13 protein-coding genes and 3 pseudogenes are annotated in these 23,627 nt (G+C 58.4%); 5 read left to right on the top strand and 11 right to left on the bottom strand.

The genetic code is table 11. The annotated features are described in order from the left end of the window. Positions 1-4 precede the first annotated feature (4 nt). From AC0V7N_RS39450 to AC0V7N_RS39420, 7 genes and pseudogenes are all read right to left on the bottom strand, one after another. The gene (locus AC0V7N_RS39450) at positions 5-1,657 is read right to left on the bottom strand and encodes an AAA family ATPase (protein WP_496628637.1); all 1,653 of its coding nucleotides are present in this window, start codon (positions 1,655-1,657) and stop codon (positions 5-7) included. A gap of 427 nt (positions 1,658-2,084) precedes the next feature. After that, positions 2,085-3,038, bottom strand: coding sequence for a hypothetical protein (locus tag AC0V7N_RS39445; RefSeq protein ID WP_496628636.1), 954 nt, complete (start codon positions 3,036-3,038; stop codon positions 2,085-2,087). Between the two features lie 220 nt (positions 3,039-3,258). Continuing rightward, positions 3,259-6,996 carry an AAA family ATPase gene (locus AC0V7N_RS39440; RefSeq protein ID WP_496628635.1) on the bottom strand — a complete coding sequence of 1,246 codons (3,738 nt, stop codon included), beginning with the start codon at positions 6,994-6,996 and terminating at the stop codon, positions 3,259-3,261. 443 nt (positions 6,997-7,439) lie between these two features. Next, positions 7,440-8,344 (bottom strand): annotated as a pseudogene (locus tag AC0V7N_RS39435) (nucleotidyltransferase and HEPN domain-containing protein). Between the two features lie 108 nt (positions 8,345-8,452). Then, complete coding sequence (locus AC0V7N_RS39430; protein ID WP_496628634.1) at positions 8,453-10,711, bottom strand: DEAD/DEAH box helicase; 2,259 nt, start codon at positions 10,709-10,711, stop codon at positions 8,453-8,455. Further along, the gene (locus AC0V7N_RS39425) at positions 10,692-12,011 is read right to left on the bottom strand and encodes a BREX system ATP-binding domain-containing protein (protein ID WP_496628580.1); all 1,320 of its coding nucleotides are present in this window, start codon (positions 12,009-12,011) and stop codon (positions 10,692-10,694) included. Before AC0V7N_RS39425 ends, AC0V7N_RS39430 begins: the two co-directional genes overlap by 20 nt. Continuing rightward, positions 12,008-13,717 (bottom strand): tellurite resistance TerB C-terminal domain-containing protein, encoded by a 1,710-nt coding sequence (locus AC0V7N_RS39420; RefSeq protein ID WP_496628633.1) that lies wholly within the window; start codon positions 13,715-13,717, stop codon positions 12,008-12,010. Before AC0V7N_RS39420 ends, AC0V7N_RS39425 begins: the two co-directional genes overlap by 4 nt. A 96-nt stretch (positions 13,718-13,813) precedes the next feature. On the opposite strand from AC0V7N_RS39420, the gene AC0V7N_RS39415 reads away from it, so the two are divergent. Together AC0V7N_RS39415 and AC0V7N_RS39410 are read left to right on the top strand one after the other, a co-directional pair. Beyond that, complete coding sequence (locus AC0V7N_RS39415; protein WP_496628632.1) at positions 13,814-14,983, top strand: IS110 family RNA-guided transposase; 1,170 nt, start codon at positions 13,814-13,816, stop codon at positions 14,981-14,983. A 462-nt stretch (positions 14,984-15,445) separates the two neighbouring features. After that, positions 15,446-15,736, top strand: a pseudogene (locus AC0V7N_RS39410) (plasmid pRiA4b ORF-3 family protein); the annotation flags it as partial. Here the strand turns inward: AC0V7N_RS39410 and AC0V7N_RS39405 are convergent. After that, on the bottom strand, positions 15,692-16,396 hold the full coding sequence (locus tag AC0V7N_RS39405; RefSeq protein ID WP_496628631.1) for a tyrosine-type recombinase/integrase: 705 nt from the start codon (positions 16,394-16,396) through the stop codon (positions 15,692-15,694). The pseudogene AC0V7N_RS39410 and the gene AC0V7N_RS39405 overlap by 45 nt on opposite strands. 8 nt (positions 16,397-16,404) lie before the next feature. Next, on the bottom strand, positions 16,405-16,677 hold the full coding sequence (locus AC0V7N_RS39400; RefSeq protein ID WP_496628630.1) for a hypothetical protein: 273 nt from the start codon (positions 16,675-16,677) through the stop codon (positions 16,405-16,407). Between the two features lie 144 nt (positions 16,678-16,821). Between AC0V7N_RS39400 and AC0V7N_RS39395 the strand changes: the two are divergent. Next, positions 16,822-18,213 (top strand): annotated as a pseudogene (locus AC0V7N_RS39395) (ISKra4 family transposase); the annotation flags it as partial. Positions 18,214-18,236: 23 nt separating this feature from the next. On the opposite strand, the gene AC0V7N_RS39390 reads toward AC0V7N_RS39395, so the two are convergent. Then, positions 18,237-18,839, bottom strand: coding sequence for a M24 family metallopeptidase (locus AC0V7N_RS39390; RefSeq protein ID WP_496628629.1), 603 nt, complete (start codon positions 18,837-18,839; stop codon positions 18,237-18,239). Continuing rightward, positions 18,796-19,572, bottom strand: a complete 777-nt coding sequence (locus tag AC0V7N_RS39385) for a hypothetical protein (RefSeq protein ID WP_496628628.1) — start codon at positions 19,570-19,572, stop codon at positions 18,796-18,798. Before AC0V7N_RS39385 ends, AC0V7N_RS39390 begins: the two co-directional genes overlap by 44 nt. A gap of 1,312 nt (positions 19,573-20,884) precedes the next feature. On the opposite strand from AC0V7N_RS39385, the gene AC0V7N_RS39380 reads away from it, so the two are divergent. Both AC0V7N_RS39380 and AC0V7N_RS39375 read left to right on the top strand, forming a co-directional pair. Next, positions 20,885-21,334, top strand: coding sequence for a helix-turn-helix domain-containing protein (locus AC0V7N_RS39380; RefSeq protein ID WP_496628627.1), 450 nt, complete (start codon positions 20,885-20,887; stop codon positions 21,332-21,334). Positions 21,335-22,371: 1,037 nt separating this feature from the next. Next, a complete protein-coding gene (locus tag AC0V7N_RS39375; RefSeq protein WP_496628626.1) occupies positions 22,372-22,911 on the top strand; it encodes an SET domain-containing protein-lysine N-methyltransferase in 540 nt (179 codons plus the stop codon). The last annotated feature ends 716 nt before the right edge of the window (positions 22,912-23,627 follow it).

Raw genomic sequence — 23,627 nt, 5'->3', positions numbered from 1 at the left:
GACCTTAATGCCACGGAGAAACGAATCCGAGGCGGGATTGCTGCCGTGCTAACTTCAGACGTCGGCGTGTCCGCTGCAGTTCTTCCATGCCATCGACAGCCTTGTCCAAGGCGTCGAGAGCCGGCTGAATCTGATCGAAGGCTCCGGATAACTTTATCAGTATACGGCTTGCCAGAATGCGATCCACCAAATCATCTCGGCTAAGAAGGTCCCTGCCCTGCAGATCCAGTCTGTGGTAGAGGCCAAGCAGCGCCTTGATGTCCGCAAGCGCTCGTCTGGAAGGAAGAAGGTCGTGCCGAAGGTCATTTTCGGCGACCGCGACGTGAAGAGCCTTCAGTACCGAGTCGACACGCTCATCAGTACTTGCATCATCGATGGGCACGTGCGGAAGACCCGGGAGAGACTGGATCGTACTGAAGTCGGGTAGGCAGATAGGTCGCTCGACGTCCCATGGGACCTGCGCCAATTCGACAAGGAAGCAACGATCGATCACTTTCGGCGACGGTGGGCGCGAAGAATCATCGATGTTCATCGTGCCGAGCACCCGACACGGCCCAATCTTCATATTAGGCGCGATCACACCTTTGCCGCCGTCTAACGCATGGAACAAGCGCGACAGATAGTATTCTGGGCGGGTGAGGTTGAATTCGTCGAACAGGACGATATGGGAAAGAGCTTCATCTCCTAACAGACTAAACAGCAGGCCGTTCTTATCGAAAAGGACGCTATCGCTATCCCAATGCGCTTGGACGGCGATTTCATGGAAGGTCTTGCCAGTCTCCACGCCGAGGAGGCGAGCCATTGTGCGAACTAACGTGGTCTTGCCGCAGCCGGGTGGGCCTGCAAGAAGCACAACCGGGCGCACTGCGAGCGCGAGTAGCGTGACGACGATGTCATCGAAGTTCAGGTGCGGTGCGGTGCCCTTCAAAACGTCTCTGAGAGATTCAAGGGCGTTGGAGAATTGCGCGTCCGATATCCGCGTGCCCCAAGTGAAACCCTCGTCTCGTGCGAAATCCGTCGGCACAAGGATTTCGAAGGCAGCTTGCGGAAGGGGTTCGACCGACCTATCGCCGTCCCCGAGTCTTTCAGCACCTTTCCCGTTGGATTCATAGGTAACGTGCTCCACGCCGACTGTGGCCGCCGGTACGGATGTCTGATCCAAACTTTCTGCTTGAGATGCCTGGTCGGTGGGCAAGTCCAATATCGTCGGGCCTGCGCCATCCCTGACAACCTTGTCTTCTACTGTTTCATCTGGCCTTCCGGAATGCGGAATTAATTGCGCGTCATCGAGTCCATCTTCCACACGGCGTTCCAATTCCTCTGCGGACACCCAGCCACGATCCGCTGTCAATGCGACGATTTTGGACATGCCTAGATCGAGAATGACGTCGTCCGCTGCGTCGACCGCCAACGCACCGGGAGGCACGGGACCATCGAAGGGGTTCAGCGCCTCTTCTTGACGCTTCCGGAGGATGTTAGCATCGATCCACAGCGTTGACCGGGTATGGTTCACCTGATCGGAATGAACGGTCGCCCGCTGCTTTACGGCATCCCACTCGATTTGCATCTTTCCTGGGGACTGGCGGACCTCCATCGCTTTGAACTTGCGCCCCCGGCGCGCCGCTACACCCGCCGCTCCACCAGGAACCAACCGCATCTTCGGACGCGCCCCTGTCGCGAGCGAAGGCAGGTTCTCAATGGCCGTATACCTCCATCATCGAAGAACGGGTCGTTGGGATCCAGCACAGTTACCTGCTGCTCAAGCTCCGCCGGTTGCTTAATTCCCAAGATCAAGGGGTACGAGAGCGTCGATTCCAATGCAGGCCTCAAGACACTGCCACCTTGACCATCCGGCTCACGGAGCCGGGGCGGGTCGTAGTTGTGGAGAATGTGTGCAAGGCCTCCGGCGGCGGCCGCGACCGCGAAGGAACTGCCTACACGAAGCACCGACGGCCGGTGTTCCCCGGGGAAGAACGAGGCGAGCATTGCTTCCTCGAACCCTGGGAGGAGACTCGTTCCTCCAGCCAGTAAGACGCCGTCGATGAGACGGTATGCTTCGCCGGCAGAGGTCACGTGGCGTTCGCTTAGACGAGGCTTTTTCGCTTCGCGTCTTCGCTCGAAGTCTGATTATCGTATAGACGCTCGCACAAATTCTCGAAAAGCGGTCGTAGCGATTCCGCCAAGGTCTTTGACGCTGACTTCAACGTCGCTTGGCCAATGGAGATAGGTGCCCCGGCCGACGGTATCTCGACAAGGACGTCTCCTCCTGTCTGGCTCGCTTTCACCTTCGCATGCTCTATTGCTCTAAGGACCCGGTCACGATTTTCGCGGTCTTTGTCCATTAGCGACTCAGAAACACCCAGCACCTCGGCGAGATGCGAATCGACCCACCTACCGGCGTTTGCGACGCTGTCTCCGCGGAGCGCTCGGATGCGCAGGTCACGCTGATCGCCTTTTAAATCGATATCGACGATGGTTCCGTCGCGTCGACTGAGGACCAACGTCATGTTCGCTGTCGAGGCGCCCACATCGATGACGAGGATGACGTTGTTCGCTCCAGTCTCGAGCTTCAGAGTGCGCTTCAACAGGCGGAAATACTCGGCCACCATCTCGGGTTCCGGGATGATTGTGACACCCGGTATTGCTGCTTCGACTGCTTCTTTATACCGAATGCGCGTCTTGTCTTCCGCGATCGACGGCATCAACGCGTACTTTCGACGTTGTTGATACTCCGGCGGCAGCTTCTCGAGGATTTTCCGAAGATATTCGCGGAAAACCTCGTCGCGGTCCAGTTCCCGGAAGGGGGTGCGCGGATTCTGCGTGTCGTAGAACATCTGCCGCACGGCCTTTTTGCCGTGCAGCATCCAATCTTTCATGTCATCTATCTGCAAGACCCACTCAGCGTCTTTGGGGCGCTCCAATTCTAGCGTCCAAACCTTGCGATCGTTGATCTTCGGATCTGCGACGATAAAGCATGTCGACGGACAAAACGGCTGCGCGTCCTTTTGCAGTAGAAATCGAAACGCGCTTTGCGACATGGTATGCCTTTATGCTGGTGGACAGATCGAACAAGACGACGGCTACACGAGAGTTGCCAAGACGTGTCATCTTCATGAAGAGACGTGTCAATGGGATGGAGGTAGTTAAGATTACCTGAGAGTCTCATTCTAGTGGAAATCGCCAAGTGAGTTCATTGAAATACGCACTTGGCTGCGATCCTGAAATAGTACAGACGCTACCGGCCATTCGAGCCAAACTTCAGGCCGTGTATAGAACGCCCAACACAACTCTTGCATTGGAGAACGCCGGGATGTTGCGGCTGCCGTCATCCAGCACCATGGACACGATGAGCGAATCGCCGAGGCCGCCGATGGTCTCGAACTGGCGTAGATGTGAAAACGGCGGCGGAAGCGCAGGACCAACACGCTTGAAGACACCGGCACCGCTGGCCAACGTCAACGCGACCAATTGGCCTTCCATCGAGCCGATACGATCGGCGGGGATATCTTCACCGCCCAGCACAACCTGCCCCGGAAGGGCGAGTGGGATCGCGCTGTCTTCCCGCACACGATAAGCAGTGACGATCCGATCGAGGCTTTGCGCGGAAGCCAGCTCCGCGGCTTCGCCTTTTCCAAAAGGCGGAGGCGCTTGTTCGACGAGCATTCCGACCACTTTATAAAGTGTAACGCTTCCCTGCGAGAATATCAGTGTGGGCTTGGCATTACGCGGATCGGGCGCTTCGGCAGATAGAGCTATCTCAATACTTCCCGGCGGCCGCAGCAGGCGGCGTGCAAGGGTGTTCCCCTTGTCTTTTGCAACGACGAGATGATGATCTTCACCGCCATAGGGAACACTTTCAACGATGGCAATTCGGCCGGAGGGAATGGCAAAGCCGAAATTCTCGGCTTTAATATGGAACAGGCTCTTGTCGGCGAACCACTCACCGCTGAGTACATCGGTTGCGATGTCTTGCGTGGCGTCATGGCCAGACGAAGCCGTGAACGCCGCGAGGTCGGGATGAATCAGCGCACGGATGGCCGGGGGCCGCACGCTTGCAAGCGCCACAACGTTTCGGGGCGTGGCGTCTTGGAGCGGCTCCCGCCAGCGCCATTGACGAAATGCGCCGTGCATTTGTTCGGCGAGTCTTGTCAATTGCTGAATCTCTTGCGACACCCGACCAACTGCTCCCGCGCTTAGGGAGGCCTTGTTGTGATGGGCGGTGTTCAACACACCGAGGCAATCCGCGCCTTGCGCTATGCCGGAATGGTTACAAAAACCCTTGATGGAGGCGTTCTTGAACAGCGCCACGGGCGGCGTGGCGACCAGCCCCCGAAGGCGGTTCACCAAATCTAGCAGCGTCGGCCTATGAACAGCTGAGGAATATGCGGGGTATACGGGATCATCGAACATATCCCTCAAGCGGGCTTCGATAAACTCGCGAGCTGCGCCCGCATACTCTTGGGCAAAGCTGGCGTTGTCTTTGTCGCGCTCGAAGTCCTGATGCTTCCGCTCTAGCTCATCGACCGCGACAGGTATGTTGATCCGGTCGCGATCAACGTTCACCGGGTGAACGCTCCGGTGCTCGACGGTAGCCTGTTGGCGGAGCGCGGACACCACATCGTCGGCAAAGCCACGATCGTAGGTGGCGATAAACAATTGCGCGCCCGCCGCAATGAGTTTGTGCAACATTCCCGCAAGCAGGCGACGGTTATCTTGGTCGAGCAATTCCTGCGGATCATCAAAGATGAGGAGCTGCAAGCCACCCCGGCTTTGTAGAACGTGTTCCCAGAACGCAAGATAGAAACCAACAAGGCTCGCGCGAAGTGCGGACGCGTTCGACACATGCTGGGCCGGGGCCGTCGCATGTTCCGATCCGACCTGAATTTCGATCACACCCTTGACGGTCATGGCCGTTTCGCGCATGCCATGCCCGGCAGTGTTATATGCGTTCTGATAACATTGCTTCCGCCAATAGAGTGCGCGAGCGTGAAGCCGGCTCTGAAGCGTGGCAACTTGGGCTTCGGCAAGTCCTCCAAGGGCAACGATAGGCTCCAGCGCTGCGGATGCCTCCGAATACAACGTGATACGCTCTTCCTTCGTGCGCCGAACTTTCAATGCCTCTTTCATACGCTCGCATAGCGACAGAGCGGCATTGATGGGCGTGATCCCTTTCACCGTTTCGCTTAGCGAATTTAGCCGTGCGCCGATCGGCGACGCATCAGAAATCTCCGCGCCGGTTGCACCACCAAGCCCGAGAATGGCCTTCGCAGCTAGCTTAACCGCGTTGTCGTGGGTGGTACGCCACGCCGCGAAGGCGTGGGCGCGTGCCAATCGGCGAAGTTGCTCCACCAGCGGCTCTGCAACAGTGTTGAGCGGAAGCGACAAAGCTTCAGGCTCTTCGAAACGCGGGAGCCGCGTCAATTCGTTGTCGCATAACGCAGCAACGCCAGGCTTGAGCGCGGCAAGCGTTTTCTTAAAAGCAGGCATCGCGAAAAGCTCGTCGACGAACGTCGCTCGCATCAAATCGATAGGCATAGCCGGAAGGTCTTCGGCGATTTCTGACCGTAGGGCGACAGGGGTTTTTTCCGCGATCACGCCAACCCACTTGGTCACCCAAGCGAGTTCGGTCATCGAAAGGAGCTCGTGATCTTCGCGGGCGATCTCGTCCAGATGCTCGGTCACAGCACGCTTGGTGAGCGGGTCGATGATCCCGTCGAGGGATCGGCTGCATACGTCGCAGGTCGAAAAGTCGTGGCCGTCGAACGCTGCAGACCAAGAGGCCACCCGCGCATAGAGCTGCTTTCTCCGTGCGATGTCCGGATCTTGATTCAGCTCAGCGAGTACGGCTGCTTCCTGCCGAAGCTGGGCAATAAGCGCATCTACCTTTCGCCATTCCGTCGCATCGATCGTCGCCAGCGCTTTCAGGCGGCGCGCGCTGGGGAGCTCGCCGCAATTCTGGAGCTGTCCCAACGCAGGCCCAATGCTCTTTTCCAAATCATCGCGCGACGCCTTGTCATAGGGGTCGAACGCTTCCCCGAGCACACTTTGGGCCGCCTTGAGCCCCGCCATTTTTTTCGCGGTGAAATGCTCTTCCAATCCGGCGAGCCGTTGCTCGAGTTCCGATGAATCAGAAGGTTCCGGCACTGGGTCGGCCGGAGCCATATCCGCAAATTCAGCGATGCGATCGCCGAGATCGGATCGCGCTTCGGAAAAGCGTTTATCCGCATCAACGATATCGGCTTCGCGGGCCTTGCGCATGTCGCCTTTGAGTTTGTCACGCGCCTTGCCAGCGTGCTTCGCCAGATCCGAAAGCTCGGCGAGACCGGTCAAGCGCGCGACGGCCCGCCCGAGATCGGACGCATCTCCGACCTGCAAATATTGTAATATTGCGGGCATCACGGTGCCGACCCGCAGCGCGGCGGGATCGACGTTGAGCGGCGAGACATCAGGTGGCGTCTCCTCCAGCTTCCCTCGGCGATTACGGCCATATTCTCGGCGGATCGGTGGGAGACGAGCGCCGGTTTCATCCTCAAAGGTCAGTTCGACCCAAGTGTCGATGATCACATGTTCGTTTGGCCCCGGCTTGTATCGCTTCCCGTCAGGCAAAGGCGTGACCGGTGGGATACCATGCGGCGCTCGGTCATCGCCGTCGACGGAACTACCAAAAATCGCGTCGAACTCTTGAAGCCCGCTTTCCGGCGCGCGCTGTGGGCGTAAGATTTCGCCTGTTAGACACCAGACAATCGCATTGAGCAGTGATGTCTTGCCCGCACCGTTCCAGCCCTCGAAAAGCGTCGCTGGCTCTCGTGGCTCGAAGACAAAATCCTCAGGCGGGTTTTCCGGTTTGCCATAGGCATGAATCCCAGCGAACCGGTGGGCGACAATCTTCACCAGCTTCAGACGCCTTGCCGAATTTGGTGCGATGATTTCAGGCACTGGGAGGACGGGCAGCGCTGTTCCCATATAATCGCAGATCGCTTCGACATCCGCGGTCATCACGTTACCGGCCCACTTCGGTCGGTTACGCCGATACCAATCGAGAACAGCTTTGCTCCTTGCCGATTCGAGCCCGAAGGTTTCACCAGCTGAGCCTACATCGATACGCTCGCCGCGAATCAACTCGGCGAAGAGGCTCTCAATGGTCTGAAGATGTAACGGCCTTGGGATGAATGCCTCCGAAGTAATAGGCTCGAATGGATTAGTAATCTAACTATCACGGGCGTGACAACATATATAATGCCCAAGGGTGTAAAGTTCTCGATCCTTCAGAGGCGAAGCTATCGTGGCGCCGAGCTGTCAATTACGCGCACCAAACGTCCGCTTCTACGAATCCAAGGCAAAACCATTCAGTCCAATTCCGACCCAAAACGAGACGCTCTCGTGTGGCGCTGAGCGTCGGCTGATGGCCACGCAGAGCTTGGGAATCGCCGATGCGTCCTCTATGCGCCAGCAGCTTCCCTCATCCGGTCCAGATGCTCCACGCAAATCTGTTCGGCGTACGCGTGAAGTTCTTCGGTGCGCGCGCCCAGACAAGGGCCTCTTCGCTGATCAGGTAGTGCTTTGAGTACCGTGCTTTCACATAGGCCTCGTTCAATGTGTTGAACCAAGCGCGATGGCGCTGCTGCTCGCGGGGCCAAGCCTCGAACAATCGCCAATCCTGATCCTCCGCGAGCCCCCGCAGAAAAGTCAGCTTGTGGGACGGAGGGCTGTAGTTGGTAAGCACCAACAGAAGTGTCGAATAGACGTGTTCAATGGATTGGTGAAGCAGGAAGGCGCTTTCCTTTACCATGCCCGTTTGACAGCGCCATGGCGGACAGGCGATGAAAGTTTGTCGATATGGGCATCCGACTGTCAAAATGCTCCAGAGCGAATTTGAGGGCATCCACCGGACTCTGTAGCTTGGGCTCGGCCAGCGGCTCTTCGTCGAGTTCATAGAGGACAACGCCATCGCGGCGGATGTCGGTGAAAAAGTATTGCCCCTGCCGCAGCGCCGTGTTCACGAAGCGGCGGCTGTGGACGATGAAGCTGCTTGGCGTCTTGATGGCGCGATCGCGGTCGAGCCGATCCTTCGCCTTGTACCAGTAGGCGAAGTCGGCGAGCTTGTTGTTGTTGACGACCACCAGCAGATCGAAATCGCTGCGATAGCCCTTCATCGTCAGTGGCTCGTCGACCCAGTCGCCGCGGGCATAGGACCCGAACAGGATGATCTTCAGAATGCGGCCGCTCTTCTTCCAGTCCGCGCTGCTTTCTGCCAGTGCGTCCTCGAATTCGGCATGCAGGATTTCGACCACACGGGCAGCTTCTCCTGCTTGTGCTCGGGCAAATGATCGATGCTGGTTTTCATCCTGGTCAAGTCTGGTGAGCAGAGGCGCGAGTCAACGTGCCCGTTATAGGAGGCTCGGACATATGCGAAAGGCTGCGAGAGCAGAGTGCGAGCAACCGATCCCGGCGGTTATGTGACTTCATGCGGCGTATGATTTTCCAGTGCGTTGGCGGCGATCACGGGCAAGTCCTTGGCGCTGATTCTCTCCACCATCGTGACCAATGTCATTAGGTGATCGCTCAGGAACGTGTCGAACTTTGCCAATGCGGGTTGCGCCAGTCGTGCAGCAAGTTCTTCTCCGTCTGGCGCCGGCGAACCAGCTATATCCTCTAGAGTTTCGATGGCTTTCTCGGCCTCGCATTCCTGAAGTTCGATAGCATGGCCGAAATGCGATGCTTTGAACTCGCGGGCCAGCAAAGCCAGGGTAAGGGTCTGCAGCTTCCTGGTCCCGACCCAGGGGAAAATCAGGACCCCCTCCCCATGCGATATGATGGAACGGCGATCCAAGTGCATGTCCAGGAAAGAACTGCGCGCCTCATCCAGCAGCCGGTTGGCGGCAGGATCGAGATAGGGGTATGCCTCATCGGATGCGAGAACCGTGCGCATTGTTGCCACCACGTGATCGTGGATGGCCGCCCCCTTGCCATTGAAATGCGGTGGCTTTCCAGCCCGTGTCGGCTTGACCATGATAACCCGAGCGCGATCGTCGATTTCGATGACTTGCCAGCGGCGCCCGGCAAAGATGATTGTTTCGCCACGTGCAATCGGAGAGCTCAGCGGGTAGGTGCCGAGCGTACGTGCATCGTTGATGATCCGGTATTCTCGTTCGGTAGCGAACACTGCATAGAATTCATGCGATTCCGTTATGGTTTCCCCAATCTCCCCAATCATGAGCAAGCCTTCCGGGGACTGCTCTATTAAGCGGTTTTCAGGCGTGGCCATGCACCGAAGCAATTCGGCGAACAGCGTCCTGTCCACGGCTCGGAAGGGGCCGCGCTCGCACAACAGTTTCCAGGCGACCGTCGGGCTTACGCCCCCGGTCTGCACGATCAGCGCCATTACTTGATGGAGGAGCGTTGAAAGATGCAGCCCAGCTGGCAAGGGCGGCTCACACCATCCTGCCCGCAGGCACTCGACCATCGCAATCGACTGAACGAGATCCAGGCGAAGCCGGTCGATTGGGTGTCGTCCCTTGCCGACGGGAGGCTCGATGACGAACATGCGCAGCGTTGCGGGCTTTCCGGCCCTGCGGCCGGATCGGCCGAGGCGTTGGCGAAGTGACGCGACCGAAAAACCCGGCCCGATCTGTGCGATTGTCTCCACCTCGCCAATGTCGATTCCGAGTTCCAGGGTGGTGGTCGCGACAGCCGTAGTCGGGCGCGGATCGTCTCGAAGAAGCGCTTCGACCTCCTCGCGCATGGCCCTTGCGAGATTGCCATGATGCGGGAAAAACTCATTTGGTAAGCTCGCTTCGTCGCACATCGAACGCAGCATGTCGGCATAGACCTCGACATTGGCGCGAGATCCAGCAAACAGCAGATTGCTCTGGCCGCGCAGCAGCCGAAACAAGTCGGACGCAAGCGCCGCTGGGACCGTCGATTGTTCAAAAGGTTTGGCCCGCTTTCCCGGCGGATCGCTATCGTCTGTGATAGCCGCGAGATCTCCTGGGGCGGTGCCGTCCAGCAGATAACCCCGGATCTGCAAACGAACCCCGTTTCCCTCGTCCTTGCCTTCCACGATCGTAACGCCGGCGGCCTTGCCGGGCCGCAGTGCCTCGGCAGCCAGGCTCATGTCGCCCAGCGTTGCCGAAAGACCAATTCGATCGATGCGGTCCCGCGCGGTCGCCACCTCGATCCTGTTCAGGATCGACTGCAGCTGCATGCCACGCTCGGTGCCGATGAAGGCATGCAACTCATCGATGACCACCGCATCCAAACGCGAAAACATCTGCGCAACCTCCCCGCCCCTGCGGACGAGCAACGCCTCAAGCGATTCCGGAGTGATCAGCACGACACCCGACGGTCGCTTTCGTGCACGGGTTTTGGCGTCCGCCGACACGTCGCCATGCCATTTGTGCAGGAGGACGCCACTCCCTTCGCACAGGCTTTCCAGCCGCCGGTGCTGATCGTTGATCAGCGCCTTCAACGGGCTGACATAGAGGATGGCGAACCCATCGGCGCTGCCTGCGTGCTCGCCATACCGGGTCAACAACGGCAGGAAGGCGGCTTCAGTCTTGCCGGCGGCAGTGCGCGCGGAGATCACGACATCGCCGCCCGCGAGGATGGCCGGGATGGCTTTTTCCTGGACATCCCGTAGCGACGGCCATTTCCGCTGCCATATCCAGCGCCTGACCGGCTCGGAAAGCGTGTCAAATGCGGAGGGTTGCAAGCTCGTCGTCCGCTCCCCCTACGTCGTCGATAAGCTGGTCGCCTGCACCGCCTCGATCGTCCGCGACGTCCACTGCGCCGAGCATGTCTTTCCAATCTGTGCCGGGGTTTTGCTGGAGGATCGCGAGCAGATCGACGAAGGCTTTCACCGTGTTGCGCGGGGTCCGAAAATAAGCCTCGCCGATCCGGTTGGCGCAATGGTCCATGAAGGCGTGGAGTGCCTCGTCCGGAACCAGCCATTTTTCCTGATCGCCGGCCGCGAAGACGTCGCGCAGTCGCTCCAGGAGATGGTAGAGTTCCTCCGGCGTCAGGTTCGGCAGGTTGACCACCGGACCGGAATAGTCGGCCAGGCCATTGCCGGCAAAACTGTTCCCTGCAAGGCGGGATTGCAAGGCCTCGTAGGAGTAAAGGCCGCGCCGCGTGTCGAGCAGAAATTCTGGTGTGCCGCCCAGAATGAAGCCGATGCCCTGCGTCGTGCCCTGCAGGACATCGTTGAAGACGCGCAGGATCTGCTCGTAGTTCTGTTTGCGGGCCTGGGCACTCTGCAGCTTGTAGAGATTGACGAGTTCGTCGAGGCAGACCAACAGGCCGCCGAAGCCAGCCAGTCTTGTGAAGCGAGCGAGCAATCTCAGGCCATCGTAGAAGGACGCGTCGTCGATGATGGTACGCACGCCCAGATCGCCTCGCGCCTCTGTCTTGGTCGTATATTCGCCGCGCAACCAACGCAGCGCGGCGTCCTGCAAATTGCTGTTTCCTTCCTCGTAACCCCGCGCATAGGCAACGATGACAGTTGCGAAATCATAGCCACCGACCATCTCGCGAAGATCGCCAAGGCCTTCCTTGATGGCGATTTCAATAGTCGTCCCGTTTGAGGAAGCGCGTTCGGATGCCTTTTGTATGTAGCTTTCCAGAATGTTTCTGAGCGCGCCTCCGTCTGGTGCCGTGCGGGTCGCAAGGCTGGTGACGAGCTCAGCATAGAGCGTGCGCGCCTGCCCGCCGGTGGCGTGGATGCGGCGATCCGGAGAGAGGTCGGCCTGGCAGACGGCAAGCTTGCGCTGAAGTGCAATTTGCCTGATGAGAAACAGGAAAAAGGTCTTGCCCGCACCATAGGCGCCGATGACGAGACGGATACTCGACCCGCCGTTGCTGATCCGCTCGATGTCCTGGATCAGCGCTTCGATCTCGCGCTGGCGCCCCACCTGAATATGCTGGAGACCGATGCGCGGCACGACACCGGCGCGCAAGGCGCTGATAATGGTGTCTCGATCTCTCGGTTTGATAGGCGGGGGTTTTGTCGTCATGCTGACATTCCTTCGACGGATACGGTAAGCGACGGAGATTGGGGAGTAGCTTCGGAAAACAGGCTGGGGTTAACGAGGACAGGGTCCTCGCCATCCAGGACGAGTTCGTCAAAGCGGTCGAGCGACCAATTGTTTAGTGCTTGCTTCGCCGCGCCCGGCATCAGGTCGGCATTGCGCACCAAACGCTCAAAATCCGAAGCCGTCCAGGTTTCCTGCTCGATCAGTTGCGACAGAAGCCACGCATAGCGTCGCTCCAGTCCGTCGAAGCGCGCATCCCCATTGGACGTCTCGATTTCTTCGATCGCGGGCTGAAGCTCGATCGGCGGCTCTGCTTCGTCCACGAAGATATCGGCAAGGACGCTGGAGGTGCTGCGGGTTTCGCGTCGGATCGCTTCGAGACGCGAGATGTCGACGCGCGTCGCAGGCGCGCTGGCAGACGCCGGCGACACCGGAATGCCGGGCGGCTGAATCCCGGCAGGGATAACCAGGGGAAGATCGTCATTTCCGTCGCGCGGCCTGTTCTGCGGCGCGACACTGCCATGCAGTCGCGAATACAGCGAGTTTTCGTCCAGACCCATCTGCCGGAACAGCTTCTCGAGCTGCGACACTTCTCGCGCGTGAAGGGTTCCGTCTGCGGCTGCTACAGCCACCAATTCATCGGCGAGATCTTCGCGGCGGTCCGCTGGCACGTCCCCTATGCGTTTAGTCCAGTCCACAAACCGGCCGGCATCGGCCGCGCAGACCTTGAGCTCGGCTTTGAGGCGGACACGTTCGTCCCTAGACAGACCGGGCGCCTTGTCTATCTTCTCGAAAAGCCTGCGTTCCTCCAGGGGGTGGAGGAGACCGTCGGCGAACGCAATCACCATGCCGAGCATGATTGACAGTTGCATGGGGCGGTAGTGCTGGCCCAGTTCGGGATCGGCTTCAGCTTCGCGCTCCAGGGCAAAGACCATCGCCGGCTCGTTTGGTTTTGCCGACTTCAGGGAAAAGGAAGGATCGGCGGTATGGCCATAGCCAAGGGCGGCCAGAATTCCGGAAAGTTCTTTCTGCTTCGCTCGCGCGGCAATTTTGTCGGGATCCATCCCAGCCAATTCAGCCAGTTTCTGAATGGATATTAGGGCGTCATTACTCGCCAGTTCCTGGAGCCGCCTCAACGGGCTGCCAGCGAGTGTTTCACAATTCTTCACACGCAAACCCAAGGGCAGCTGAGCCACAGCCGCAAGGCTAGGCTTCAGTCCCTCCGAACGGCCGAGCATGCGGCTGTAGTTGTCGAGCCGATCCGTGCAGTCGTCGAAGATGCGGCGAGCACCGCCTATCGGTTCGCTGCGGTTTGTGATGTCCGGCAGGTCACCGCCAAAGGGGCGGATTGCAAGATCGAACGTCCCGCTGCAGGCACGGTAGTTGACCTTCAGTTTTCGCACTCCGGCGGGCGCAACGCGCACGCCATTTGGATATTGCTTCTCCACCGCTTCGGCGAACAGCTCTCGCAAGAGAGTCTGTGCCCGTCGCGCCGGCGTTCGCACCCTCGTTTCGGGGTCGGCAAGGACGTAGGCCAACAAAAGGTCCGGCTCGATCGCGTCTCCGCTGCGCACCCGCATCCCGAGGGCGACCTTCAGCATTATCGGGATCTCGTAGCTATTTTCCTCGACCTCCAGATCAAACTTTTCCGGCAACTGAGCCGATTTTAGCTGGTAAGCGGAAAGCAACTCACCAGCATGGGGAGCATGAGATCCTATGGGGAGTGGATAGCGACCTACGTTGTGGCAAAGTGAGGTTGCTCAAAAACTCACTGGAGGAGAACCATGCATTCTGCAGCTGATCATCCAGAGGCGTCTGTCGCAATCCGCGTCAATCTTGGCGCGATTTTTGTTTCGATGGAACTCGGGAAATCGACTTGGCTAATCACATCTCTCTCGCCGGGCGGTGGAGAGAAAATGTCGAGACACGCCGTTACCGGCGGCGATATCACCGGACTGTTTGCGCGCTTTGATGACCTGCGCAAGAAGGCGCAGGCGCGCACGGGCAAGTGCTATCCGCTCGTGGTGATTCAGGAAGCTGGTCTCGACGGGTTCTGGATCGATCGGGTGCTGCGCCAGCAAGACTGGATCGAAAGCCATGTCGTCGATGCCGCTTCGATTGCCGTGTCGCGTCGGCGTCGCCGTGCGAAGACCGACCGGATCGACGGCGAGACGCTGGTCCGCACACTGATGGCCTACAGGCGCGGAGAGCCGCGTGTCTGCTCGATGGTGCGGGTACCAACGCCCGAGGACGAGGACCGTCGCCGGATCAGCCGGGAGCGCAAGACGTTGATCGCCGAGCGGATCGAGCACTCCAACCGGATCAAGGGCCTGCTCTTCAGCCAGGGAATTAGGGATTATGAACCACTACGCCGCGATCGGCGCAAGCGTCTGGATGAGCTTCGCACTGGGGATGGCCGGGCGCTGCCTGTCCGCATCAAGGCCCAGATCAACCGAGAACTAGATCGTCTTGAACTCCTGCTTGCACAGATCAAGGCCGTGGAGGCCGAGCGGGACGCGCTTTTGAGTGCGCAGATTGCAGATACGTCTATGCCGGGCGCCATGCTGCTGAAACTCAAGGGCATAGGACCAGAGTTCGCGGAGGTCCTCCATTCCGAAGGGCTGTTCCGGCACTTCGACAACCGCAGGCAGGTTGCCTCCTATGCCGGGCTCGCGCCATCGCCATGGCAGAGCGGATCGATCGACCGCGAGCAGGGCGTCTCGAAGGCGGGTAATTCACGATTACGGGTGACGATGGTCCAACTCGCCTGGCTGTGGCTGCGCCATCAGCCGGACTCAGCGCCGGCCCGCTGGTTTCGGGAACGGGTGACACGCAATGGCGGTCGTCTCAAGAAGTCCGCAATCGTGGCGCTCGCCCGCAAGCTGCTCGTCGCGCTCTGGAAATACGCGACCGCAGGCATCGTCATAGAAGGAGCGGCCATGAAGTCAGCCTGACGGCATCGAACCTGATTTCCTATCCCTGGGGCCTAATCAGCCCGACGGATCCAGGTGAACGAACCGAACAATTCCATGGCTTCCAACAACCGTGCATGAGAATGGTTTCGTTCATCTGAGCCCCGCACCCGCCGTAAGCGGGATATTGGTGCAGCCGTTGCGAGCGGCGACCGCATGTGAGGTGGACCAGGTTCGGATGGCGGACCGCGTCACGCAATCGGGCTCAGACCCTGGATACCGGACGAAATAGAGGTCTAGGATTCAATTTGACACAAAGTTCCCCATGTGAGGATTTGTGGGGCGGGCTGGACCGGAGTATGTCGTCACCATTGAATTTCGACGGGACCGGCGGATTTGAGAAGGGCAAAACGGGCAGCGACGAAAACTGCCGGAGAGGCGGCAGCCTCGGAGGATGTGATTTCCATCCTGCAATTCCGCATCTGGCTGCACGACGTGAGCCCGATGGTGTGGCGTAGGGTTCAGGTTCCCTCGACGATGACGCTACGCGAGTTTCATGGCGTCCTTCAGGTCGCGATGGGATGGGAAGGCATACACCTTTACCAGTTCGTCATTCACACGGTGCGGTATGGCTCGTGGGAGGCGGGTGCCCGCTCTCCGGTTGTCACACTTGGCAATCTGCAACTGCGTAAGGGCAGCCGGTTCCTGTATGAGTACGACCTCAACACCCCCTGGGAGCACGAGGTCCGGCTAGAGGAGCGCCGGCCTGTCAAACACGGCGCTCACTATCCGGCGTGTACGGGCGGCGACAGCAACTGTCCGCCTGAGGATTGTGGTGGACCGAGAGCCTGGATGTGGCAGAGGGACGAGGCGCTCGGGCCTGACCTCCATGAGGATCTCGCCACAGCATTGGAATTCATCACGGAAATCGGCGACACCCGGTCCCTTGGGGTGCTCGATGATCCGGACCGCGCTGGGGAATTGCATGAGTTGCTCTTTCGGATCAAAGGCCGAGCTACTCTGCTGGGCCAGTCGTTCGAGGGGCGGAAAGTGAATGATCGCCTGCGGCAGAGCGAACATCTGATCCTCATGCACCAGCAGATGTGACGGACCTGGCGACCTGATCTTTCGAAAGCAGGTTGGCCCCCAGAAGGGTGGCATCATCACCGCGAGTGTGCCGGACGCCCGAAACAACGCCTGCGCAGCCGGGTCCGTGATCTGATCGAATTTCCGGCGCAGGGTCGCGGCCGTGGTTTCGGCGTAGGGGCGCGTCGTCTCGATATTCTCGTGGCCAAGGAAACGCTGCACATCGGTGATGTCCATGACGAGCCACCACAGTTTCGTCGCCATGGTGTAGTGCAGAAGGTGCGGATAGACCCGCTTGGTGATCCCGGCCTTCCCTGAAATCTGGCGAACGATCGGGCCGATGCACTGGCGGCTGTAGGTGTAGGGCATGCCGGACGCTATGAAGCCGGAGCGTCTGCGCCAGTTCCCGGCGGATCGGTATGCAGCCCGGTTTCGAGCAGGGTCTGGAGCAACAGACCTGTCGTTCCGCCGGCGTCATAAGCATGGTTGATGACGGTCAAGTTCCTCCTCGACCCTCCGCCGTTCCGGCGGCGATCACCGGCCAGGCCTGTGCAGGTGCGTTTGATGACCGCCGTGCTTTGCAGGTAGTCGATCCCTTCCTGGATCAGGATTGTTGCGATGGCGTTTGCGGTCCGCTTTATCGAGGTCATGTCGGGTTACCGGACGATTTTCGGATTGCTAACTGATGGTCTTTATCAGCGTTTCCGGCAGGCCGCAGAGGAGAAACGGGCGTCACGGGCGCAATCAGTTTTTCCACTCCGGTCATTCTGGAAAACTCGATGCGGGAAGACGACATGCGGGCGCGGCTGGTATTGCAGATGATAGATGACGATGGCGAAAGAATCGCGACCGAGACGGTCGCCGATCTGGTGAAGGTGACGAGAGGGGCCGAGGATCTCGGTCTCTCGTTGTCGGAGGCGAAAAGCCTTCTTGCGAAATTGCAGCAGGCGATGGTGGAGACGCAGGTGGAACTTTGGCTGAGCGAAAACCGCGAGCTTGATGGGCGTCGCCTGCGCAGCAAGGGAAGCTATCCCGTCACCTTTCATACGCTATTCGGCGACGTGCGCCTGAAAAGCCCGCGCTATTTCCTGCCGCGAACGGACGGCGCGAGCAGCCCTGCAACGGTCTCGCCGTTGCGGACACTGATCCCAGACCACATCGCGCCCGAACGCCTCTATCTGGAAACCCGGTGGGCCTCGCTCGTGCCCTATGCCGCCGCGGCCGAGTTGCTGGCCGACGTGCTGCCGATCGATTGCGGCGCCAACGCGACAACAGTCCGGCAGCATGCGCTGCGCACCGCTCGCCGCATCGAGCGGGAGTTGACGGAAGAGCAGGTATCCTTCATGCAGGATGCCTGCCCGCGCGACTGGATGAACCTGCCTGTTCCCGATGGCCGCATCGTCATCGGCCTGGATGGCGGCTACATCCGCGACCGTGACGACCGGAAGAAGAATTTCGAACTGATCGTCGGCCGCTCGCTGCCTGAAGTCGGCGCTCCGCGCTACATAGGTTTCGTCCACGGCTATGATCGCAGGCCGCAACGGCGCATTCTCGACCATCTCAAGAAGCAGGGCGTCCAAGCCAATCAGGATATCACCTTCATCACCGACGGTGGGGAAGAAGTCCGCTCGCTCGCCGAGATGATCGCCCCGGCGAGCGAGCATGTCCTCGACTGGTTCCATATCACCATGCGCATCACGGTCCTTCGCCAGTTTGCTCAAGGGTTCGAAAACCACGACGAGCAGGCCGGACAGAACCTGCTTGAAACCCTGCGCGGGATCAAATGGCATCTCTGGCATGGTAACGTCTATCGTGCCCGTGACGAAATCGCCGGCCTGCGATTCGACGCGGAAGGTCTCGAAACAGGCTATCCGAACATGCGCAAGTTCCTGACCGCTATCGGCGAGTTCCAGACCTACATCGCCTCCAACAGGGCCAGCCTGATCAATTACGGCGAACGCTACCGGTCCGGAGAACGCATCTCCTCGGCCTTCGTCGAGGCCACCGTTAACGCCGTCATCTCCAAGCGGTTCGCCAAGAAACAGCAGATGCAGTGGAGCAGGATCGGCGCACATCTTTTGCTGCAAACCCGCACGCAGACCCTCGACGGCTCCCTGCGCTCGACCTTCCGGCAATGGTATCGCGGCATGGCGAACGACAATCACGAGAACGGCGAAACGTCCGCGCCGCTTGACCGCCCCACAAATCCTTATGCTCCCATCAACGCCGCGTCAAACGGGCATTTCGTAAGATTTTCAACGCCGCTCTCGGTGACCAGCACCTGCTCTTCCAGCTTCACGCCTTCGCGGCCACCAACCGCGCCGATGTAAGCCTCGACACAAAACGTCATACCGGGCTCGAGCACGTAGTCGAATGCTCCAGGTATGAAGTCTTCGGGGTAAAGGATTGCTGGATATTCGTCGCATAGTCCGATGCCGTGCATCATCATGCCATAACGCTGCTCGACGAATTCTACGGGAAGCTTGTGACCACGTTCCGTAAGCTCGGTGAAAGACACTCCAGGCTTCAAAAGGGCTATATTCTTCATCACGTGTTCGTGAGCGATTTCGTGTAGTCTTCGCTGTTCGTCGGTGGGGCGACCGTCGCCACAGTACCAGGTTCGGGAGAAATCTGCGCACATCCCGTAAGGTCCGATCATGTCGGTGTCGAAGGCGACCAGATCTCCTGGCAGTATGCGGCGTGGGCCGGCTTCCTGCATCCACGGGTTCGTGCGCGGGCCGGAAGTCAAAATGCGAGTTTCGATCCACTCACCACCGCGGGCGATGTTTTCGGCATGAAGAACCGACCACAATTCTGTTTTCGGCTATGCCCGGCTGCAAACGTTCGCGCATCTTGGCAACCGCAGTTTCGCATGTGGCTAGCGAACAGCGCATCGCATTGATCTCGTCGATACTCTTGATGGCCCTAGCATGTTCCATAAGCTGCATGCCGTTGCAAACCTCGACGCCGAGTGCATCGAGAGCTCGCAGGCCAGCAATCTCGATTTTGTCGATGGCAAGACGTCGATTTTTACCACCAAAACGGCGCAGGAGTTCGTCGATTTGTTCCGCAAAATCCTTGGCAATTGCCTCTTCCTGGTCGCCGGCGACGAAATAGTAGAAGCCCGCCCCACCGTCCCGAATTTCGTTGATGAGCGGCAAGTAAGTCGACAGATGACTGCAACGATGAAAGTCCCAGAGAACGACATAACCGTCCGCTGACACGAATACGGCCCGCGACGGATTGTGCATGATCCAGACATGCATGTTCGAGGAATCAGTTGCATATCGGATGTTCAGTGGATCAAAGCACAGTACGCCGGCGTAATCTCGTTGGCGCAGCTGTTGCACGATGCGTTCTAGACGAGTTTTTCTCATCCGTTCCAGGTTGGGAGGAGTGAGGCCTAACGCTGCCCACTCGGCGAAGGCGACATCTGTCGGTCCGATCTCCATCCGATCATTGTCGTCTATGGTCCCATCCGGCTTCTGCGCCATCGCCCGGCGCGTCGGATCAATTTTGTTGTTCATGATCGAAAACGAGGACATTTTTGATGGTTCCCTGTTGCTGAAGATGTGTCGGGGTACCCTCCGAATTGCTGGATTTTGGCTGGGGGCTCCGACCTGCTGAAGCCGAAATGTGATCTCAGCGGCGCGTCGTGCATCTGAGTTTCGCCATTTGAAGGCATCCTCTCTTCCATAAGTGCTACCAAGGCGCGGGGCTTTCTGCCCCGCCGCTCGCAGCTCCTGCTGCCTCGCTATAAGGCTCAAAAGTCGTGCCAACTGAGCAGAAGGAGCATCAGAAAAGTGTTTCTGCATATTGTTCAAAGCTTAAATCAGAGTACATCGACTCGAAGCCGACCGCCCAATGTCGCGCACTCGACAAACCCGACAGTTCGTCTCGGCGTCCGGATGAGGTGTCCCGCTGTTCGGCCGCGATCTGCCTCACCCATTCTCGCGATCCTTCCCCTATGAGGGGTCGCACCAACCGGTGCCGACCCACGGCGACGCCTAGTTGGCCAGAGCGGCCTGCAACGTCATGGAAAATTTCTGCGGCCATTTAGGAGTTCCATGGGGAATCTCCGCACGTGCCAGGGGCAGCCATTCTAGTGGTGCAGCGAGCGGACGAAGCCGGCGACATATTCGAGACCGCCCGCGGTCGCTGATGCCGTGTGAGTGGCCGCGGAAGAGCCCAACGATGACCGCTGCTCCCGCCAGCGCAAGGTCTAACGCGGCGGCGATTAGAAGGCCGAGCGCAACGATGAAGGCGAGGCTAACGGAGTCGAGGAAGGGAAGCGGACACCGCAGATTGCCAGGACGCCGCATACAAGCATCAGGATACCTCGAAAAAAGTTCGCAGATCGCGTTGTTTGTTCGAGCGAATATGACGACAAATCTGGGATGATTGCCCACTCGTCCCCAGTCACGACTGACGTCGAGGAATTTCATTTTTGTCGCAGGGGCTCACGTGCCGACAATCCAGCACCAGATCGAAGACGCAATGGCTTATATCGATACAATAAGAACCCGAAGGAAATGCGGCTTCTGCTGAAGTCGACGCATCGGCGCGTCAAAAGGGAGAGGCTAGCGTGGTCTCTAAGATTGTGCAGTATTGTCCGGTATTCCTCATTTCGCCTAGACTATCCTCACAGCTTTTGAGATGTTGGGATTAGAAAATAATATTTAGGAATTACTGAAACACGCAGTAAGTCTCGTCTCGTCCCGACGGAGACAGCTGCCCGAGCCCTTCCCGAGTGTTGCCGACGAGGAGACCACACCGAAATTCCGAAACATTAGCCAAGTGGAGTGCACCCCTGGACTGAGACACGGAAAATCGCGGACAAGGAGAGGAAACTGGGGCATGGCCAGACGGCAAAGGGTCATTGATGAAGATCAAAAACTGGAGCTTCTCCAGCGCATTGAGGCGGGCGAAACTGTCAGCAAGTTGGCGGATGAGGTTGGAATCAGTCGCCAACGACTTTACGAGTGGCGTGATCAACTCAGACTCCGTGGTAGTCTGAAGTCACGGCGGCGCGGCCGGCCGGCCAGATCGTCAGCAGGAGCTGACGGGATCGCGCAGTTGAAGAGCTCAGTTGATGTGCCGGCGGTTCAGGAAAAGGCACTGACCAAGGCCAGGCGCCGGATCAGGGAATTGGAGCAGAAAGTCGGGCAACAGCAACTCGATCTCGATTTTTTTCGAGAAGCCTTGCGGCCCTTCGAGGGAGATCATCGTCGGAGCAACTCTTCTGGCGAAACAGGATCTTCAAGGTCATCGAAAAGATGGCGGCCGGCCTGGCCGCGCAGGAAATAACGGCCAGATGGCGCTCGATCGGCACCCAGTCAATCAGTCTGGCAAGCGCGTCCAAAGACGAATGCTGACCGCGATCAACGGCAAAACCGAACTTTTCCTGACCAATGCGCCGACGTCCCATACGATTCCATCAATCCAATTGTTCGCATTGAGGGAACCATAATTTGGCCCGCCGGTCCAGACACCCGCGCACAGGTCTCATTAGGGCGAGCCAGCGCGGCTATTGGTCGCGCGGAGCCCGGTCGGGACTGCCACCGGCCCCCCATCCGGCAGCAGAATGAACTGCTCGCCTGCATCTTCGGACTTCAAAAAGTTAGGCACCTGGAGAAACAGATTTCCACCGATCGCAGTTCGAATTTGTGGCCAGCCTACTACCCGACCCACTGACGCGAAGGCGAGTGGCGTCGACCGCGCATATCCGTAGACCATGAACGTCGATTAATGAATCTGCAAGAACGGCTGGTGCGTTGGTCACGGTTGGGCGCCATCTCCTGCTTAATCTGCGAAACGCCCAGATCAATGGCAGGCTGGAACGAACGTAGACCGAAGTCCTTGCAGTGGTTTCCCGATCAAAGTTGCCCCCATGTCTTCCTTCTTCCGGCCTCCGACGTCGACGCAAAGCGGTCTCAACCAGCGCCATTCGACATCTCGTATCGCCTTTGTCGGTTTCCGTACCCACGCTTGTTAGCCAACCTCTTGTTTTGCATCAGGCTAAACGGCTGAAAAAATCGACCACAAATTTTTTCGGCTCGATCCGCCAGATTGGCACGAGTTTTGAAGCCGTTTGGTCGGCGAGAGCTGCCGACCGGCAATCATGTCATGAGCAGCCACGATGGATGGAACGAAGGAAGGAAAGCTACTTGTCAGGTCTGTGTCAGATCGCCAAGGACAAATCCACCGCCTCGTACACAGCCTCGGCGCTGTTGGGATTTGAGCGAATGAAACTCCGGAAAAATCGATGAAGAATTCTCAGCATATCTCTACGTTAAGTAGAGCATCGCTCCGCAGTAATAGTCTTCGAAGGGACGTAACTGACCATGTTGACTCAGAACATAAACAAAAGTCTATCTATTTTGACGGACGATGTCGGCTGCGCAAAGCAACTCAATGCCCGCAACGTTAGAGTGCTCAACACGGATGGCGATAGGGGGCACGGCGTATTCGCTGCTCGAGATTTCCTGCCGGGGGAGATTGCTATCATTGGGCTAATCGACCGCATGGAAAGGACTCGGACAACGAACTCGTTTCAATTGGACTGGAATGTCCATGCTCTTTTTCAAAAACCGGCTGTCATTGTGAATCATTCTTGTGATCCAAATTTAGCGATTGTACCTAATCGCTTCGGAGCCTACGATTTTTTCGCTATCAAGCAGATTTCTTCTGGCGTCGAAGTAACCTGGGACTACGCTACCTCGGAGTTCGAGTGCATCGGGATATCAGTATGTCTTTGTTCATCGGAAAACTGCCGAGGTTCAGCGGGAGGTTTCTCCAAATTGCCTCACGATCATCCGATGCTCGTGTCGGGATTCTACGCGCCGTACCTTAACAAAAACCCGGGCAGCTTCCGAGAAAGATAGGGTTGTTTTCAAAGTTTGTCGGTTCATAGTGTTTGGAATTTTCCAAAGCGCGAGCCGACCATGTCTACCGTCTTGCATGTTGCACCACTCACCCATCACGACAGGCTGGCCCGGCGACCCTTTCGTCGGGTTGCGACATTTCTTGCCCAGCTCGGACAAAGGGTTTGTGGATGGACATGCGCGGCATCGTCATGGTGACGAGGTACGAGCCGGTCACTGTATGAGGAGTAGCAAGAAGCCCGGTACTCGGGTTGTATCCGCAACCGTTTCCCTCCGAGATGGTCCGTGCGTGAGGTCATCCACGAAACGGTGGGGCCGTCGGACGAGAAGTCTGGATAAAGGTCTAAAAGTCTGGCCGAACCGCAACACAGTTCCACGGAGCTGAAATCCGCCCGCGGGCGGTTTCGAAAGCACGCCCGTTTGCGGACTGGTTCGCCATAAAGCTCTCCGCAATGAAGCGCGGCAGTCCTGCGCAAGGATTGTCAGATTGCCGTAAGCCGAGTGGGCGCCAATCAGACACTACGCGACTGGCTCCACCGGTTCGATTCTGCAGGTTCCGAAGGTCTTGTCGATAGACCAGCCGTCGCCTCGGTGCTTTCAGGCACGCACTTGAGATTTGGACCCGAGCCGCAGATCACCATGCCTGCCAGCGGCTTCGACAAATGCCGCACTCAAAGGCCTGACAGAAGACCGCACTCGATCACACGTTTAGAAAG

The sequence above is a fragment of the Mesorhizobium kamtschaticum genome (assembly GCF_056174585.1).
The sequence above is the reverse complement of the archived record's forward strand: the minus strand, read 5'-3'. Positions and strand labels throughout refer to the sequence as shown.